Origin of the sequence: Marinobacter sp. LV10R510-11A (genome assembly GCF_900215155.1) — a bacterium.
Classification (GTDB): domain Bacteria; phylum Pseudomonadota; class Gammaproteobacteria; order Pseudomonadales; family Oleiphilaceae; genus Marinobacter.
The window spans coordinates 2,805,355-2,821,568 of sequence record NZ_LT907980.1 but is presented as its reverse complement, the minus strand read 5'-3'; the positions used below and the strand labels follow the sequence as shown (position 1 = coordinate 2,821,568).

Below are 16,214 nucleotides of genomic sequence, written 5' to 3'. Positions count from 1 at the left end.
GGGATGCTACTGAAACTCGCGGTGCGATAATTGATAAATCACGCCAACTGTTTGATGAAGTGTGACGATCTTGAGATTTTTCCTTAATCTGTTTCTGTCGCAATACCCCTTCCGCTTCTATACTCGCTGATACGCCCAACGACAATACAACAAGGAAGAGATTGTTATGCGTAACAGTAAAATAGCGCGGTTTGGCTTGGCCACAGGCTTTATAACATTACTGCTCAGCGGCTGCTTCGATGGATCCAACAGCCCGTCCGAACCGGGATCAGGGCCGGGCGACAACCCGCCAGATCTTGATCTCACCAGCCTGTCCAGCGCTCCAGATCAAGTCAGTGGTGATACTGTGCTGATTGGCCTTGAAGGCGAGCCTGCCACGATTGCAGCCGAAAAGAACAACCTGGAGTTCTGGCTTAATGACGCCAAAATCAGCCCCGTGCTACGAGAGGGACGTAATGGCCCGGAAATTCTTGTGGCAGGGCTTTCCCAGGGTGAAAATCGGTTGGAACTCCATCATGTTGACTACGGGCCGCTAAGTGATCTTACGCTGAAGGCTTACCCAGTAACTGGGCCAATTTTCTCGGGGCCGCATCAGTATCCATTCGTTTGTACGGTCACCACAGAACTAAATAAGCAGCCCCTAGTAGATACCATCGGTGATGCCGGCTTTCCGGTTATGGATAGCAGCGATAACCAGATTGGTTTAAGCAAGGACTGCTCGATTGACTCCTACGTGGAGTTTGTTTATCGCACGACCGAAGGAAACTGGGCTCCCTTGCCCGATGACGGCTCCCGGCCTGCGGATATGGCGACCACAGAGCTCACCGATGGCCGCACCGTTGATTTCATCGTGCGGCAGGAGCGGGGCACCATTAACCGGTTTATCTACAGCTTTGCCACCTTGGCATCGTTGGGAGACGAAACCGATGATGCAGCCACTGAAAACTGGAACGGACGGCTTCTGTTTCATTTTGAAGGCGGCGAAACGGCGCTGATGGTGAAAGAGCACTTCATCAAACGCTTCGGCGTGCCCGACTATACCGTGGCCATTGGCGGCTCTGGGGGCGGTATTCAGCAGTATGTTTACTCCCAGAACCATCCCGACCTGCTGGAGTACTACATGGATGTCACTGACAAAGACAACGCCAAATGGCAGACAACCACTAACCGAACCTGGCTTGTGGGCCTGAATGCCACCGATGCTTATACGGATCCGTTTGCGGAGGCGAAGACCATGCTGGGGTTCAGCACGGCCCCGGGAATGACCGAATGCGTACCCGCATGGCGCGGTTTGACACCGTTGGTGATGAACCCGTCGTTCGGAGAGGCCCGTAACCAACAACTGATGCAGCCCGATGGTGTGATGAAAACCGTTCAATGGAGTCACTACGACGACCTGAGAAATATCTACGGTGTCGATGAGAACGGAAACCCTCGCACTCTGGATGACAACGTGGGTGTGCAGTATGGGCTCGGAGCGTTACGTGATAGCAATATTACCCGAGACGAGTTTCTGAAGCTGAACGCCCAGATTGGCGGCTGGAAGCACCCTTCTGAAATGGTGCAGGAGGGGTTTCCTTTCATTGGCTCAGAGGAAGATGTCCAGGCAGGCCGCGTCGAATTCGATCCCTGGAGCTTCCGTAACATGAACCTGAGCCCAGATGGCGCCCAACCAGCACCGCGCACAAAGGGCGACCTGAAAGCCATTCAGGCCGCCTATGAATCCGGCATGGAGTTTGACGGTGAGTTGAATATGCCGGTAATCGACTCGCGGCATTACCTAGAGGAGGTGTTGGATATGCACAACAGCCACCAATCCTTCTCTGTTCGCCAGCGCATCATCAACAAAATGGGGAATGCCGACAATCAGGTAATCTGGTTTACCGATACCCGGCCGACTGACACCTCGAATCCGAAAGAACCGAAGCCGGATAAGAGTTCAGACCCAACGGGAGATGGTGTCTGGAACGGTATTCTTGGCTATCAGCCTGATGGCGCCTGTATCGAGAAGTTCGAGACCTACACTACATCACGCATGGTTCGCTGGCGGGCCGATCGAAGGCAGTGTTTTCAAGTGCGCTCTTAAGGCCGTCGAAACGGCACTAACAGACGGCACCTACGCCGGTGTCTCGTTTACTGGGGAGGAAACTGCACGACTGAACGGAATCTTCCCTGGCGGTGTCTGTGACTACAGTCGCCCCGATCAGGGCCGGCCGTAAGTCGCCCTGTTTTACGGTGCTCAGGCAGACTCTTCTGCGACAGCAGGGTTGTTATCGGCTGTATTTTCGTCCGCGAGGCCGCCAAAGCGACGATAAAAACCTGGGCTCGGGCCGGGCAGCGGGCCTGAAGCATTTTCCAAAACGCTCGCTAAATACTCATCAGAGCGACTGTATATAGCACGGTACAAGTTGCGGCAAAGCTGTTTGGCACTGCGCCCTTCCCAGTCGCCAGGCAGGAGTTCGTCGGGCAGCAGCGGGTCCCGCAGCAGTATTTTTCGGTATTCGTGAATCAGTAATATGCGAGCAGTCACGCAATCTTCCGGGCTTAGGTTGTCGTTGGTGCTGATCTCTCGCCACAGCGGCCGAAATTTTTCCAGGAAGCGCTTGTAGCGAAAGCCAAGTTCGTCTAGGTTCCAGCTTTCCTTCACTTGCCTGCGCAAAGCTCGGGGGCTTCGCTGTTCCAGGGGTTGGGTCTGCATCACGATGGTGTCTTCCAGAGCGCCCCATTCTTGAAGCAGGGGCACCAACTCGTGGCGTGTAAAACGCGGATGCTCCATTACACCCGAAGCCATGCTGCCGAAGCTCAGCCATTTTAGCTCTTCACGCACTTTGGCCCGGGTTTCCGGTTCCAGCTGGTTAAGAAAAACCAGGCACCAACTGCCGTTCCAATCGTCTGTGCCGAGAGTGTAAACATGCTCGAATGCTTGCTGGAATCGCCTCAGGCCCGCGCCGGTAACGCTGTAATAGCTGCACCGGCCCACTTTCTCTGTTTGTAGCCAGCTTTCCTGAACCAGTCTGTAAACTGAGGTGCGCACAAGCCGCTCACTCACGCCCATGGGTGTGAGCAGTTTCATCAGGCTGCCCAGCCACACATTGCCGCCACGCGGGTGAATGATGTCGCCGTAGGTTGTGATGATCAGAGACCCTGCGCGTAAAGGGCGTTTTTTTTGGAAGTCCCTAACCAGGCTTCCGAGCTGTTGTTTTGCAGACATGGTTCTCTTATCTCTTTAAGGCTTTCCGCCAAGCCGTCCCCGGCCTGCTTAACGGCGTTCGGGCGCGCACATTATCCCCCATCTAGCCTCCGGGTAAAGCCGCATACATTCTGTGCCGTAGTGCGCTGCGCAGTTGACACTGATGTAGTGATACAATATTTTCCATTGATATCCGTCAACGGTATCGTATTATTAGAGTGGCGGATAGCGAGTAATGGTGGTGATAGGCTAATGTCTGTCGCGCTGCGCTGAAGGCAGGGCGTTGCAAAGGGGTACACGATACGAAAAGTTCAGCCTTTGCACGAGAAGCCGTTCTGGTTTTCAGAAATTCTGGGGCATCTAAAACCAAAATGCCCTGACTACACTTGGGAGAACAAAAACAATGTTCAAAAATATCACGCGTCGTGCAAGTAAGTTTGCGGCCATTGCGGCCGTCGGCCTGCTGGCAATGAACGTTCAGGCAGCTGAGCCTATACGTATTGGCTCCTTTCTTGCGGTTACAGGCCCAGCCTCTTTTCTGGGTGATCCGGAGCTGAAAACTCTGGAAATGTATGTTGAAAAAATCAATAAAGACGGCGGCGTACTGGGTCGTCAACTCGAGCTTATTCATTACGATGACACAGGCAACGCCTCCAATGCCCGCAACTTTGCAAGCCGGCTGATCCGTTCAGACAAGGTCGATATTATTGTAGGCGGTAGTACCACTGGCGCCACTATGGCGGCTGTGCCGATGGTTGAACAGGCAGAAATTCCGTTTATTTCTCTGGCGGGTGCAACGGTTATTACCACGCCGGTTAAAAAGTGGGTTTTCAAAACGCCGCAATCTGATCGCATGGCGGCAGAGCGTATCCTGACCGATATGAAATCCCGAGGGTTGACGAAAATCGGCCTGATCTCCGGCACCGGCGGCTTTGGCAGCTCGGGGCGCGAGCAAACCCTCGCAGTGGCCAAAGAAATGGGTGGTATCGAGATTGTTGCTGATGAAACCTACAGCGGTTCTGATACCGATATGACGGCGCAGCTCACCAATATCCGCGGTGCCAAAGGTGTGCAGACAGTCCTTAACTTCGGCTTTGGTCAGGGTCCGGCTATTGTTACCCGTAACTATGCTCAGTTGGGTATAGAGCTTCCGTTTTATCAGTCGCACGGTGTTGCCTCTGATGGCTTCCTCGATCTGGCAGGTAGCAGTGCAGAAGGCCTGAGGTTGCCTGCGTCACCATTGCTGGTGCCCGACTCCCTGCCGGCGACTGATCCGCAAAAGCCGATCGTTGAAGCCTACAAGAGCGAATACGAAGCGCGCTGGGACGCCAAGGTATCTACCTTTGGTGCCTATGCCTATGACGGCCTGATGCTGGCCGTTGAAGCCATTGAGAAAGCTGGCAGCACAGATAAAGCAGCTGTGCGCGATGCTCTTGAGAGCATTCAGGGTCATGTGGGCGTAACCGGTACGTTCAATATGTCAGCCGACGATCACAACGGCCTGAACGCCGATTCCTTCCGTATCCTCGAAGTTAAGGATGGCAACTGGAAGCTGATCAATTAAGCCTGTTTTCATCCGTACTACAGGCGAGCAGCCTCCCTTCGGGGTGGTTGCTCGCCGCTGCGCGAGCGGACCCGATTATGTTCTCTGAATTCCTGCAGTTCCTGTTTACTGGTATCACTATCGGTGCCATCTATGCCCTGATCGCCTTGGGGTTCACCCTGATTTATAACGCCAGCCATGTGATCAACTTTGCTCAGGGCGAGTTCCTGATGATTGGCGGTATGGCGACCGTGTCTTTAACCTCCATGGGTGTGCCCATGCTGCTCGCTGTGGTACTTGCTGTGGTTTTGGCAGGTTTGCTGGGCATCGCTCTCCAACGCCTAGCCATTGCACCCGCTAAAAACGCGGATGTGGTTACGCTGATTATTATTACCATTGGTGCGTCTATTTTTATTCGTGGCCTGGCCCAGCTGGTGTGGGGCAAGCAATACCACGTTATGCCCAACTTCAGCAGCAACGAGCCAATTCAGATTTTTGGAGCTGTGCTGAATAGCCAGAGCCTTTGGGTGCTGGGTGTTGGCGCGGTTCTTGTGGCGGTATTGGTGTACTTTTTTACCCGTACGCTGACGGGCAAGGCCATTCTTGCGACGTCGATGAACAAAGATGCCGCTCGCCTGGTGGGTATTCGCACCCAGGTTGTGCTGATGCTCGCATTTATGGTGTCTGCACTGTTGGGTTCCATAGCCGGCATTGTGGTGGCGCCGATTACCTTTACCTCCTATGACATAGGCATCATTCTCGGGCTGAAAGGGTTTGTAGCAGCAGCCATTGGCGGCCTGGGCAGCGGTACGGGTGCTGTTGTAGGCGGCTTGGCCCTAGGTGTGGTGGAAGCCATGGCGGCTGGCTATTTGTCGTCGGACTACAAAGACGCAGTGGCCTTCTCGATGATTCTGCTGGTGTTGTTCTTCATGCCCCGGGGCTTGTTTGGCGCCAAAGTTGTGGAGCGGGTGTGATGATGGCTCGATTTTCGCAATTCCGACTCAGAGGCTTGGTGTTCCTGGCCGTTGTGGCGTTTGCTCTGCCACTGTTTCTCTCTAATCCGTTTCATTATGGCCTAGCTACTCAAATCGCGTTGATTGCCGGCGCCGTGGTTGGCCTCAACCTGCTGGTGGGTTTTGCGGGCCAGATCAGCCTGGGCCATGCGGGCTTTTTTGGGCTAGGTGCCTATTTCAGCGCCATCATGACCAGCACATACGGCTGGTCTGCCATTCCTGCCCTGGTGGTCGGCGCCGTTGTCGTGGCCGTAATCGCGTGGGTTGTTGGTCGCCCGATTCTGCGCCTGAAAGGCCATTACCTTTCCATGGCCACCCTGGCTGTGGGCTTCATTATTGCCATTATTCTGAATAACGAACGGGAAATAACAGGCGGCCCTGACGGGATGCCTGTCCCCCCGTTTGATGTGTTTGGTTGGGAGCTCAGCCCCTTCAGCCAGTATTCGCTGTTCGGTATGGATATCGGCGGCGACCTGGCCTGGTACCTGTTTGCGGTCGTGGTGCTTCTGGCTGCGGTGTGGTTGGCTCAGAACCTGATTGATTCGCCTATTGGACGCGCTTTGCGCTCGGTGCACGGCTCGGAAGTAGCGGCCAGTGTGGTGGGTGTAAACACCGCAAAGTACAAAAGCTTGGTGTTTGTGATCTCAGCGGTATACGCCAGTGTGATGGGTGGGCTTTATGCGCACTTTCAGGGCTTTATTACGCCTTCTGTGGCCAGCTTCGACTTTTCCATTTTGCTGATCACCATGGTGGTTCTGGGTGGTATGGGTTCGACCATCGGGGTAATCATTGGTGCTGTGGTACTGGAGTTGCTGCCGCAATTGCTGGCGGATTTTCAGGAAATGGAAATGGTGTTGTTTGGCCTCATCCTGATGCTGACCATGATCTTCATGCCCAAAGGCTTACTGCCAACCGCTGCTAATTTCGTAAAAAAACGACGTTCCAAGTCTGCCGGAGGTGACGCATGACCGCTCTGGTAGAAGTTAATAATCTGTCAAAATCTTTTGGTGGCGTACACGCCGTTGAAGGCGTGAGCTTCTCGGTGGATGCCGGCCAAGTGTATTCGGTTATCGGCCCCAACGGCGCCGGCAAAACCACCCTGTTCAATCTGATCACGGGGCTGTACACGCCCACCAGTGGCGAAGTGAAGGTGAATGGCGAAAGCATCGCGAAGCTTGAGCCCAGCCAGCTAGCAGAGCGAGGAATGTGCCGCACGTTCCAACAGATGCAGATCTGTATGAACATGACGGCCATCGAAAACGTGATGCTTGGCCGGCATTTGGCCCTGAAAAGTAATCTGCTCACCACCCTGTTCCGTTTGCCTGCGCTCACCCGGGGCGAAAAAGCCGCGCGTGAGAAATCCGCTGAGTTAATGGAGTTTGTCGGTTGTGGCGAATACATCAATACCGAAGCCTCTGCCATGTCGTACGGCGCGTTGAAGCGATTGGAGATTGCCCGAGCGCTGGCCGCAGAGCCGAAAGTCGTCTTGCTGGATGAGCCGGCCGCTGGCCTGAACGCTGTGGAGACAAGAGCGCTGGAGGATTTGATCCGCAAGATTGCAGAACAGGGCATCACCGTGATGCTGGTCGAGCACGACATGAAGCTAGTGATGGGTATTTCCGACCGTTTGCTGGTGCTTAACTACGGGCGCGTGCTGGCGGAAGGCACGCCGGAACAGATTCGTGCAAATCCGGATGTAATCGCAGCCTATCTGGGCGGTTAAACGGAGCGAGGAATAACCATAATGACACAAACACCGACCAACGTTGCGCCTGAAGACAGCTACAGCCTGCAAGCCATCAGCACGATCGTTCAGGAACATCAGTCCCTGTGGCGCATACTGGACTTGCTGGATCAGCTCCAGCACGACATGAACATTAATGAACAGCAGCCTGATGAAACGCTGTTCAATAACATTTTCGATTACGTTCAGCACTTTGCCCGGCGTGTGCATAGCTCTCCCGAAGAGATTGTGCTCTACCGCGTGCTGGGGGAAAAGTCGCCGGAAACCAAGCCGTTGCTGGATAAGCTCGCGCACGGTTACGTGATTGGCGATCAAAAGATCAACGAGCTGCGCCATTTGCTGATGGTGTGCATGGAGCGCTGGCCCGAAGGCCGGGAAGACTTCAGTCACGCGCTTGCACGGTTTACTGAGGCCTTGCGCAAGCACATCAAAAAAGAGGAAGGCGTTGTCATACCCCGAGCGCGCAAACTTCTGACTGAAGACGATTGGCACCTGATTATTGAATCCCGTGACCAATCCAACGATCCGCTGTTTGGTGAGCGTGTGCGGGATGAATTCCGCGAACTTCGCCATCGCATCGTGAGCTACACGCCTGAGCGCCTCGGTGGACTTGGGCTGCGCCACGTACCGCGCAGGACCGCACAGCGCGCGACTGAGGAAATGCTTACCATCAAGGGCCTGAAGACCTCCTATGGCCAGATCGAGGCGCTCCACGGCGTTGATATTCACATCAACAGCGGTGAAATCGTCTCCTTGGTCGGTGCCAACGGTGCGGGCAAGTCAACACTGTTGATGACGATCTCTGGCCTGCAGCCGACAGACAGCGGCAGCATTACTTTCGAGGGTAAAGACCTGCTGAAAGTCAGTACGGATAAGCGGGTTGCCAGTGGCATTGTGCAGGTGCCCGAAGGCCGGCAGGTGTTCAAAGATCTGAGCGTTGAGGACAATCTGCTGCTGGGCGCCTACACCCGTGGACGCAGCCCGGAAGTGGAAGACGATATTGAGCGCATGTACGAGAAGTTTCCCATACTGCGCCAGAAGCGTCGCAACCTGGCGGGCGAACTGTCCGGCGGCCAGCAGCAAATGCTGGCAATGGGCCGTGCGCTGATGGCCAAGCCCAGGCTGTTGCTTCTCGACGAGCCCAGCATGGGGCTTGCACCGCTGATCATTGAAGAGATCTTCAACATCGTCAAGGAGCTTAAAAACGAAGGCATGACCATTTTTCTGGTGGAGCAAAATGCCTCCCAGGCGCTGGCGCTTGCCGATCGTGGTTACGTGCTGGAGACTGGCCGAGTGGTAATGGAAGGCTCTGGCCGTGAGCTGCTGAGTAACGAGAAAGTGCGTGAGGCGTATCTGGGGATGTGACGTAACAGCCAAAAAAAACCGCCAGAGCCTATTAATGCTGCTGGCGGTTTTTTTATGGCCGGAGGAATTACTCCGGCTTTTTAGCAACCAAGGTCAGAATGTCATAGCTGGCAACCAGATCGTCTTCCTGATTGGTGACCTGAACATCCCATACAACCACACCTTGCGGATGGCCATCTGGCGAGGTGCGGCCCTGATCGATCTTGCGCTTACAGGTCAGGCGGGCGCGAATGGTGTCGCCCGGCGCGACCGGCTCGATGAAACGCAGTGTATCCAGGCCGTAGTTCGCCAGTACCGGGCCTTCGGCCGGATGAACGAACAGGCCAGCGGCCGCAGACAGCACGAAGTAGCCGTGTGCGATGCGCTTGCCGAATTGACTGTTCTTGGCAGCGATTTCATCAAAGTGCATGTAGAAGTGATCGCCCGACAGGCAGCCGAAGTTCACCAGATCAGCTTCAGTCACTGTGCGACGATGGGTCAGCAGTGACTGGTTAATTTGCAGATCATCGAAGTGGTAACGGAACGGGTGAATATCGTTTTCGATCACCTTGGCACCGCGAATGTACTCACCGGTTACAGCCGCCAGCATGGTGGGCGAACCTTGAATCGCTGTGCGCTGCAGGTAGTGATACACAGCGCGAATACCACCGAGCTCTTCACCGCCGCCAGCGCGTCCTGGGCCACCGTGTTTCAGCATGGGGAGGGGCGAGCCGTGGCCTGTAGATTCTTTCGCAGCTTCCGCATCCAACAGATGCAGGCGGCCATGGTAGGCAGCCAGCGCCGGTGCCAGCTTGGCAATGATAGCGGGGTCGCGGCTGGTTACGGTGGTAACCAGCGATCCACGGCCCTTGGCAACCAGCTCAACGGCTTCGTCTAGGGTGTTGTAGGGAATGATCGTGGCAACCGGGCCAAAGGCCTCGATGTCGTGCGCACCACAGCCATTTTCTGGGTTACGACATACCAACAGGTGCGGTTCGATGAACGCGCCTTTATCCGTGCCCTCGCCAGTTGGCTTGAAGTTGCCTTCGCCACCGAACACCAGCTCACTGGTTTTCAACAGTTCCTGAATGTTGGCCTTCACGTCTTCCAGCTGATCGATAGATGCCAGAGCACCCATGCGCACGCCTTCAACCGAGGGATCGCCGGTGGTGATTTTCGACAGCCGCTCTTTGAGCTTGTCGCACACGGCGTCTACTTGATCCTTAGGCACCATAACCCGGCGAATTGCGGTGCATTTCTGTCCCGCTTTGGCGACCATTTCGCGGCCGACTTCCCGCACAAACAGGTCGAACTCTTCGTGTTCCGGCGTTACATCCGGAGCCAGAAGTGCGCTGTTCAGTGAGTCCGCTTCCGCATTGAACGGAATGGAGCGATTGATGATGTTCGGATGAACGCGCAGCATGCGAGCGGTTTTCGCTGAGCCGGTAAAAGTGACCACATCCTGTTCTTCCAGGTGCTCGAACAGGTCGCCGGTGCTGCCGATGATCAGCTGCAGACTGCCCTCTGGCAGGGCGCCAGATTCGTGCATCAGGCGAACCGCCAGCTCGGTTACGTAGCAGGTAGACGTGGCCGGCTTCACAATGGAGGGCATGCCCGCCAGGAAGGTCGGCGCAAACTTTTCCAACATGCCCCACACAGGGAAGTTATAGGCGTCGATATGAATAGCGACACCACCGCGCGGAACCAGAATGTGAGTACCGGCGAAGTGGTTGTTTTTGCCAAGTGGCGTAACCGGGCCTTCGTGTACCACGTTGCCGGAGGGCAACTCGCGGCGGCCCATGCTGGCGTATGAGAACATGGTGCCGAAGCCGCCATCAATATCGATGCCGTTATCCGCTTTGCTGGAGCCGGTATGCATCGACATCGCATAAAGCTCTTTCTTGTGTTCTTGCAGGTATGTCGCCATGGCCTTGAGGGCAAGCGCGCGTTCCTGAAAGTCCATGGCCAGCAGGTTATTCCCACCGACCGTGCGGCCGTATTCAACAGCCTTCTTGAAATCCAGGGTGTCGTCGTGGGTGTGCGCGACGATTTCGCCATTGATGGCGCTAGGCAGGGCTTTTGCAGGCTGCTCACCCACCCACTCCCCGGCAATAAAACTTTTTAGAACGGACATGTAAAAAACTCCAAAATGACTATTCGTCGTAGTCGAGAACAACCTTGTCACTGACCGGGTAGCACTGGCAGGACAACACGTAGCCGGCAGCGATTTCGTAGTCTTCCAAGGCGAAGTTCTGATCCATCTCCACTTCGCCTTCTATCACCTTGGCGCGACAGGTGGAGCAGACACCGGCTTTGCACGAGAAAGGCAGATCGGCACCTTCGTCGAGACCGGCGTCAAGAATGCTCTTGGTGTCGCGTACCAAATCGAAGGACAGGGAGCGGCCATCAGCCTTAACGGTTACCACGCTGACAACCTGCGGATCGATTTTGGCATCAACACGGTCTTTACGGGGCCGAGGGACACCTCCGACCGGTGTGAACAGCTCGTAGTGCGTTTTCGACTTGTCTAGACCGTGGCGTACCAGTGACTCGCGCACCGTTTCAGTGAGAACCTGAGGGCCGCAAAGGAAGGCCGCGGTTAAATTCTTGACGTCGATTCCGTGGTTAAACAACTCGTCGCACTTGTCGCTATCAATGCGACCGTTGTACAGATCGATCTCTTGTTCTTCCCGAGTGAAAATGTACACCAGGTTGAAACGAGTCATGTACTCGTTTTTCAGATCCTGCAGCTCATCGCGGAACATGGTGCTGCCGGTGCCCTTGTTGCCGTAGAGCAGGGTGAAATGGCTTTTGGGTTCGGTTTCGAGCGTCGTTTTGATGATCGAAAGGATCGGGGTAATGCCACTGCCAGCGGCAACCGCCAGATAACGGCCTTCGCGCTGCGGATCCAGGTCAATGGAGAAGCTGCCCTGCGGGGGCATGACCTCCAAAGTGGAGCCAGGTTTCAGCTGTTCATTGGCAAAACGGGAAAATACGCCGCCGGGCACAAGTTTAACCGCAATACGCAGCTCTTCGTCATTCACACTGCTGCAAATGGAATAAGTGCGGCGCACTTCTTCACCATCCAACGTAGTGCGTACCACCAGGTGCTGACCTTGCTTGTACTTGAATTTTTCTGCCACATCCGCGGGCAGTTCAAAGTGCAGGGATACGGCGTTTCTTGTTTCTGGTCTGACCTCTTTGAGGGCCAGTGAGTAGAATTTATTCATGATCGTATCTGCTCTATATGCATTTGAAGTAGTCGAAGGGTTCAAGGCAGTCGAGGCAGCGGTAAAGCGCCTTGCAGGCAGTTGAGCCAAATTCGCTGATGCGCTCGGAGTGTTCGCTGCCACACAGCGGGCAGGCAATCACTTCATCGGCGCCCAGCAGGCTCATTTTGCTAGCACCGCCCTGGGGCGGCGCTATGCCAAATACCCGGAGTTTTTCCCGGCCTTCTTCGGTTATCCAGTCTGTGGTCCAGGCTGGTGTCAGCACGCGGTTGATTTGCGGATCGCGGATACCCGCTGCTCGCAGGGCTTCAATGATCAACTCTTCGATCAACTCGGTTGCGGGGCAGCCGGAGTAGGTGGGGGTCACATCCACGCTCAGGTGTTTGCCATCCCAGCTCAGGGTGCGCACGATACCGAGCTCCACGACGCTAATCGCGGGCACTTCCGGATCTTTGACGTCATCCAGCAGTACCCAGATTGCGTCTTCTGTCAGCAGTTCTGGGTGGGCATTAGCCGGTACCCGGTCGCTGGCAATCAGTATGTCTACCGACGATGGTTCACGTTCAATCACCGGAGCTTCTCCCGTTAGCAAATAGACTTACCAAGTGGTTGCATCTGGGTAGGCGCGCTGCAAAAACTGCATCTCGGCCAAAATGAATCCCAGGTGCTCGGTGTGCTCGCCGCGCTTTCCGCCCATATACATCCAGGCATCTTCGGCCCCGGTTGTCAGGGTGGCCTGTGCTGCGACTTCGCGCACCATGCCAAGCCAGTCCTGTTTCAGCTGTTCAGGATCGGGGCCGATACCGGCCTCAAACATGGCGTGGTCGGTGTCATCTGGCGTCACCAACTCACCGGTGAAGCGCCACAACAGATCAAAGGCATGTTGAATGCGACGGTGGCTTTCCTCGGTGCCATCGCCCATTCGCCGCACCCACTCCGAAGAGCGGCGTAGGTGGTATGTGGCTTCCTTCACGGCTTTGGCCGCAATGCCAGCAATACGCTCATCGCGGGCATTCACCAGACTCTTCATGGTGAAGTAATGCCATATATCAAAGAAAAACTGGCGCGCCATGGTGACGGCGTAATCTTCGTTCGGCTGCTCGACCATCAGCAGGTTGCGGTACTCGTGAGCATCGCGGCGGTAGCAGAGTTTGTCAGCGTCGCGGCCGTCGTCAATCAGTTCAGCTGCGTACTCGTACCAGTGTCGAGCCTGGCCCACCAGATCGAGTGCGACGTTGGTCAATGCCAGTTCTTCTTCCAGAGCCGGTGCTTTGCCGGTCAGCTCACAAAGACGCTGGCTCAGAATAATATCGGAATCCGCCAGGCGGAGCAGGTAGTCCTGCAATGCGTGTTGATTGCTCATGACAGGCTCCTCACATCTGGTTGACTTCGTCGGGCAGCTCATAAAACGAAGCGTGCCGGTAAATTTTATCGTCTGACGGATCAAACAAGACTTCCTTCTCATCCGATGCGGAGGCCGTAATCGCCTCAGAGGGAACAACCCAGAGGCTCACCCCTTCGCTACGACGGGTGTACAATTCGCGGGCGTTTTCCATGGCCATTTCATTGTCAGCTGCGTGCACACTGCCTACGTGTTTGTGGTTCAGGCCGTGCTTGCTGCGTACGAATACTTCGTAAAGGTGCCATTCAGACATACCAATTTCTCCTGTTTATGCGGCAGCGCGTTGTTTTTGTTTTTTGGCATAGGCAACGGCGGCTTCCCGTACCCAGGCACCTCCGTCAATTGCGTTGCGTCGGGTAGCGAGTCGCTCATGATTGCAGGGGCCATCGCCTTTGAGTACGTTGTAGAACTCTTTCCAGTTGATATCGCCGAAGTCGTAGTGACCCCGTTCTTCGTTCCACTTCAGATCCGGATCGGGCAGCGTGCAGCCGAGGAACTCGAGCTGTGGAATGGTCTGATCAATAAACATCTGACGCAGTTCGTCGTTACTCTTGCGCTTAATCTTCCAGACCATGGACTGCTGGGAGTTGGGCGAATCATCATCATGTGGCCCGAACATCATCAGCGCCGGCCACCACAGACGGTTAATGGCGTCTTGCACCATGTCCTTCTGCTCTTGCGTACCCTCGCGCATCATGTCGAGCAGAATCTGATAGCCCTGACGTTGGTGAAAACTTTCTTCCTTACAGATGCGCACCATGGCACGGGCATAAGGGCCATAGGACGTACGCTGCAATACCACCTGGGTCACGATGGCAGCGCCATCTACCAGCCAGCCAACCGCACCCATGTCGGCCCAGTTCAGGGTTGGGTAGTTGAAAATAGTTGAGTATTTGGCTTTACCGTCGTGCAGCTTCTGAACTTCCTCATCGCGGTCCGCGCCCAAGGTTTCCATAGCGCTGTAAAGGTAAAGGCCATGGCCCGCTTCGTCCTGAATCTTGGCCATCAGTTGCAGCTTGCGCTTGAGGGTAGGCGCGCGGGTAAGCCAGTTGCCTTCCGGCAGCATGCCGACAATTTCCGAATGGGCGTGCTGGGAGATCTGGCGGATCAACGTTTTGCGATAACCCTCAGGCATCCAGTTCTTGGCTTCAATTTTGGTTTCAGCGTCCACTTTTTCCTGGAAAGCTCGCTCTTCGGGAGACATTTCTTCTAGGGTTTTGAGGCCCTTCGTGCCGGTCTCGACCATCTGTGCGTACATAACTCTCTCTCCAAATCTTGCTTGTTTGGTCTGCTGACGTAGAGCAGCAGTGCCCGTGACGGATCACGAGCGATACCTTCATACTATATGATACTGAATAAATATCAAGGAATCGTATTCTGTATCATGTCTGGCTGTTGGTCTACTCTTTGCGACGATCAAATACCCGCTTGGCCTTGCCCTCAGAGCGGCTGAGGGTGCCAGCATCCTGCACCAGCACTGTGGTGCTGATGCCTATGTAGGATTTGATGTGGTGGCTCAATTCTTTAGCCGCGTGCTCCTTGGCATCTGCACCTTCGGCGCCTACTTTCAGCTCTACTCGTACATCCACGCAGTCCAGGTTGCCTTTCTTGTACACCTCAATTTCGTAATGAGGTGCCAGCGCACGGCACTTCAGCACTTGCTCTTCAATCTGGGTTGGGAATACGTTCACGCCACGGATAATCAGCATGTCGTCGCTGCGACCTGTGATTTTGTCGATGCGGCGCATAGGCCGTGCCGTGCCGGGTAGCAGGCGAGTGAGATCGCGTGTGCGGTAACGCAGAACCGGCATGGCTACTTTGGTAAGCGAGGTGAACACCAGTTCGCCGTATTCGCCGTCGGGCAGCACTTCACCGGTATCAGGATTGACAATTTCCGGATAGAAATGGTCTTCCCAGATGGTCGGGCCGTCTTTGGTTTCAAGACACTCCATACCAACGCCCGGCCCCATCACTTCAGACAGGCCGTAGATGTCTAGCGCCTGAATGCCGAGCCTGTCTTCCAGTTCTATGCGCATCTCGTTCGTCCAAGGCTCAGCACCGAAAATGCCCAGTCGCAATGGCAATTTTCTGGGGTCAACGCCCTGTCGATCCATTTCATCCGCGATGTTCAGCATGTAGGAAGGCGTGACCATGATGATGTCGGGCTCAAAGTCTTTGATCAGCTGAACCTGTTTCTCGGTTTGCCCGCCCGACATAGGAATGACCGTGCAGCCCAGACGCTCGGCGCCGTAGTGGGCACCGAGTCCGCCGGTGAACAGGCCGTAGCCGTATGCAATATGAATCTTGTCTCCGGCGCTGCCGCCACCGGCGCGGATGGAGCGGGCAACAATGTCGGCCCAGGTTTCAATGTCGCTCTGGGTGTAGCCCACGACGGTGGGTTTGCCGGTGGTGCCGCTTGAGGCGTGTACCCGGACGACTTTTTTCATGGGCACTGCGAACATGTTGAACGGGTAGTTCTCCCGAAGGTCGTCTTTTCCGGTGAAGGGAATCCTGTCGATATCTTCCAAGCTGTTGATGTCCATCGGCTTCAGGCCAATGGCGTCAAAAGCATTGCGGTAATGAGGCACGTTCGTATAGGCATGCCAAACGCTCCAACGCAGGCGTTGAAGCTGCTCGTGGCGCAATTCGTCCACGCTGGCAGTTTCCATCCGGTCCAACTTTCCAACTTTTTGCATGGGTAGATTCATGGTTTTTCCTGTGTTGTTCTTGTTGCCCTGGCTTGCTGCC

The 16,214-nt window shown here is 55.2% G+C and carries 15 protein-coding genes and 1 pseudogene; 8 read left to right on the top strand and 8 right to left on the bottom strand.

All coding sequences use genetic code 11. The features are described from left to right. The first annotated feature begins 166 nt into the window (after positions 1-166). Positions 167-2,086: a DUF6351 family protein gene (locus CPH80_RS13515; protein ID WP_096278562.1), complete on the top strand. Its 1,920-nt coding sequence runs from the start codon at positions 167-169 to the stop codon at positions 2,084-2,086. Further along, positions 1,992-2,219, top strand: a complete 228-nt coding sequence (locus CPH80_RS23350) for a DUF6351 family protein (protein WP_227520157.1) — start codon at positions 1,992-1,994, stop codon at positions 2,217-2,219. The genes CPH80_RS13515 and CPH80_RS23350 overlap by 95 nt, the downstream gene beginning before the upstream one ends. A gap of 20 nt (positions 2,220-2,239) precedes the next feature. Here CPH80_RS23350 and paaX read toward each other — a convergent pair whose 3' ends face one another. After that, positions 2,240-3,211, bottom strand: a complete 972-nt coding sequence (gene paaX, locus CPH80_RS13510; protein ID WP_096278561.1) for a phenylacetic acid degradation operon negative regulatory protein PaaX — start codon at positions 3,209-3,211, stop codon at positions 2,240-2,242. Between the two features lie 382 nt (positions 3,212-3,593). Here paaX and CPH80_RS13505 point away from each other — a divergent pair, with 382 nt between their 5' ends. The 6 genes and pseudogenes from CPH80_RS13505 to CPH80_RS22530 all read left to right on the top strand — a co-directional run bounded on the left by CPH80_RS13505 (position 3,594) and on the right by CPH80_RS22530 (position 8,855). Further along, positions 3,594-4,754, top strand: coding sequence for an ABC transporter substrate-binding protein (locus CPH80_RS13505; RefSeq protein ID WP_096278558.1), 1,161 nt, complete (start codon positions 3,594-3,596; stop codon positions 4,752-4,754). 77 nt (positions 4,755-4,831) lie between these two features. After that, a complete protein-coding gene (locus CPH80_RS13500) occupies positions 4,832-5,707 on the top strand; it encodes a branched-chain amino acid ABC transporter permease (protein WP_096278556.1) in 876 nt (291 codons plus the stop codon). Next, positions 5,707-6,714: a branched-chain amino acid ABC transporter permease gene (locus tag CPH80_RS13495; RefSeq protein ID WP_096278554.1), complete on the top strand. Its 1,008-nt coding sequence runs from the start codon at positions 5,707-5,709 to the stop codon at positions 6,712-6,714. The genes CPH80_RS13500 and CPH80_RS13495 overlap by 1 nt, the downstream gene beginning before the upstream one ends. Continuing rightward, positions 6,711-7,469 carry an ABC transporter ATP-binding protein gene (locus CPH80_RS13490; protein WP_096278552.1) on the top strand — a complete coding sequence of 253 codons (759 nt, stop codon included), beginning with the start codon at positions 6,711-6,713 and terminating at the stop codon, positions 7,467-7,469. Before CPH80_RS13495 ends, CPH80_RS13490 begins: the two co-directional genes overlap by 4 nt. Positions 7,470-7,490: 21 nt before the next feature. Then, positions 7,491-7,940 (top strand): annotated as a pseudogene (locus tag CPH80_RS22535) (hemerythrin domain-containing protein); the annotation flags it as partial. A gap of 210 nt (positions 7,941-8,150) precedes the next feature. Next, on the top strand, positions 8,151-8,855 hold the full coding sequence (locus tag CPH80_RS22530; RefSeq protein ID WP_227520494.1) for an ABC transporter ATP-binding protein: 705 nt from the start codon (positions 8,151-8,153) through the stop codon (positions 8,853-8,855). A 67-nt stretch (positions 8,856-8,922) separates the two neighbouring features. Here CPH80_RS22530 and paaZ read toward each other — a convergent pair whose 3' ends face one another. The 7 genes from paaZ to paaK form a co-directional block, all read right to left on the bottom strand. Further along, positions 8,923-10,968 carry a phenylacetic acid degradation bifunctional protein PaaZ gene (paaZ, locus tag CPH80_RS13480; RefSeq protein ID WP_096278548.1) on the bottom strand — a complete coding sequence of 682 codons (2,046 nt, stop codon included), beginning with the start codon at positions 10,966-10,968 and terminating at the stop codon, positions 8,923-8,925. Between the two features lie 19 nt (positions 10,969-10,987). After that, entirely contained in the window at positions 10,988-12,064 is a 1,077-nt protein-coding gene (gene paaE / locus CPH80_RS13475) for a 1,2-phenylacetyl-CoA epoxidase subunit PaaE (RefSeq protein ID WP_096278546.1), read from the bottom strand. A 13-nt stretch (positions 12,065-12,077) separates the two neighbouring features. Then, positions 12,078-12,635, bottom strand: a complete 558-nt coding sequence (gene paaD / locus CPH80_RS13470; RefSeq protein WP_096278544.1) for a 1,2-phenylacetyl-CoA epoxidase subunit PaaD — start codon at positions 12,633-12,635, stop codon at positions 12,078-12,080. 27 nt (positions 12,636-12,662) lie between these two features. After that, complete coding sequence (gene paaC, locus CPH80_RS13465; protein WP_096278542.1) at positions 12,663-13,427, bottom strand: 1,2-phenylacetyl-CoA epoxidase subunit PaaC; 765 nt, start codon at positions 13,425-13,427, stop codon at positions 12,663-12,665. Between the two features lie 10 nt (positions 13,428-13,437). Continuing rightward, entirely contained in the window at positions 13,438-13,719 is a 282-nt protein-coding gene (gene paaB / locus CPH80_RS13460; RefSeq protein ID WP_096278540.1) for a 1,2-phenylacetyl-CoA epoxidase subunit PaaB, read from the bottom strand. A 15-nt stretch (positions 13,720-13,734) separates the two neighbouring features. Beyond that, positions 13,735-14,724 carry a 1,2-phenylacetyl-CoA epoxidase subunit PaaA gene (gene paaA, locus CPH80_RS13455; RefSeq protein WP_096278538.1) on the bottom strand — a complete coding sequence of 330 codons (990 nt, stop codon included), beginning with the start codon at positions 14,722-14,724 and terminating at the stop codon, positions 13,735-13,737. A gap of 142 nt (positions 14,725-14,866) precedes the next feature. After that, on the bottom strand, positions 14,867-16,174 hold the full coding sequence (paaK, locus tag CPH80_RS13450) for a phenylacetate--CoA ligase PaaK (RefSeq protein WP_096278536.1): 1,308 nt from the start codon (positions 16,172-16,174) through the stop codon (positions 14,867-14,869). Positions 16,175-16,214 lie beyond the last annotated feature (40 nt).

Coding starts and splice junctions, on each gene's coding strand:
- CPH80_RS13515 (WP_096278562.1), top strand. CDS start 167: ATGCGTAACAGTAAAATAGCGCGGTTTGGCTTGGCCACAGGCTTTATA.
- CPH80_RS23350 (WP_227520157.1), top strand. CDS start 1,992: ATGGCGCCTGTATCGAGAAGTTCGAGACCTACACTACATCACGCATGG.
- paaX (WP_096278561.1), bottom strand. CDS start 3,211: ATGTCTGCAAAACAACAGCTCGGAAGCCTGGTTAGGGACTTCCAAAAA.
- CPH80_RS13505 (WP_096278558.1), top strand. CDS start 3,594: ATGTTCAAAAATATCACGCGTCGTGCAAGTAAGTTTGCGGCCATTGCG.
- CPH80_RS13500 (WP_096278556.1), top strand. CDS start 4,832: ATGTTCTCTGAATTCCTGCAGTTCCTGTTTACTGGTATCACTATCGGT.
- CPH80_RS13495 (WP_096278554.1), top strand. CDS start 5,707: ATGATGGCTCGATTTTCGCAATTCCGACTCAGAGGCTTGGTGTTCCTG.
- CPH80_RS13490 (WP_096278552.1), top strand. CDS start 6,711: ATGACCGCTCTGGTAGAAGTTAATAATCTGTCAAAATCTTTTGGTGGC.
- CPH80_RS22530 (WP_227520494.1), top strand. CDS start 8,151: ATGCTTACCATCAAGGGCCTGAAGACCTCCTATGGCCAGATCGAGGCG.
- paaZ (WP_096278548.1), bottom strand. CDS start 10,968: ATGTCCGTTCTAAAAAGTTTTATTGCCGGGGAGTGGGTGGGTGAGCAG.
- paaE (WP_096278546.1), bottom strand. CDS start 12,064: ATGAATAAATTCTACTCACTGGCCCTCAAAGAGGTCAGACCAGAAACA.
- paaC (WP_096278542.1), bottom strand. CDS start 13,427: ATGAGCAATCAACACGCATTGCAGGACTACCTGCTCCGCCTGGCGGAT.
- paaB (WP_096278540.1), bottom strand. CDS start 13,719: ATGTCTGAATGGCACCTTTACGAAGTATTCGTACGCAGCAAGCACGGC.
- paaA (WP_096278538.1), bottom strand. CDS start 14,724: ATGTACGCACAGATGGTCGAGACCGGCACGAAGGGCCTCAAAACCCTA.
- paaK (WP_096278536.1), bottom strand. CDS start 16,174: ATGAATCTACCCATGCAAAAAGTTGGAAAGTTGGACCGGATGGAAACT.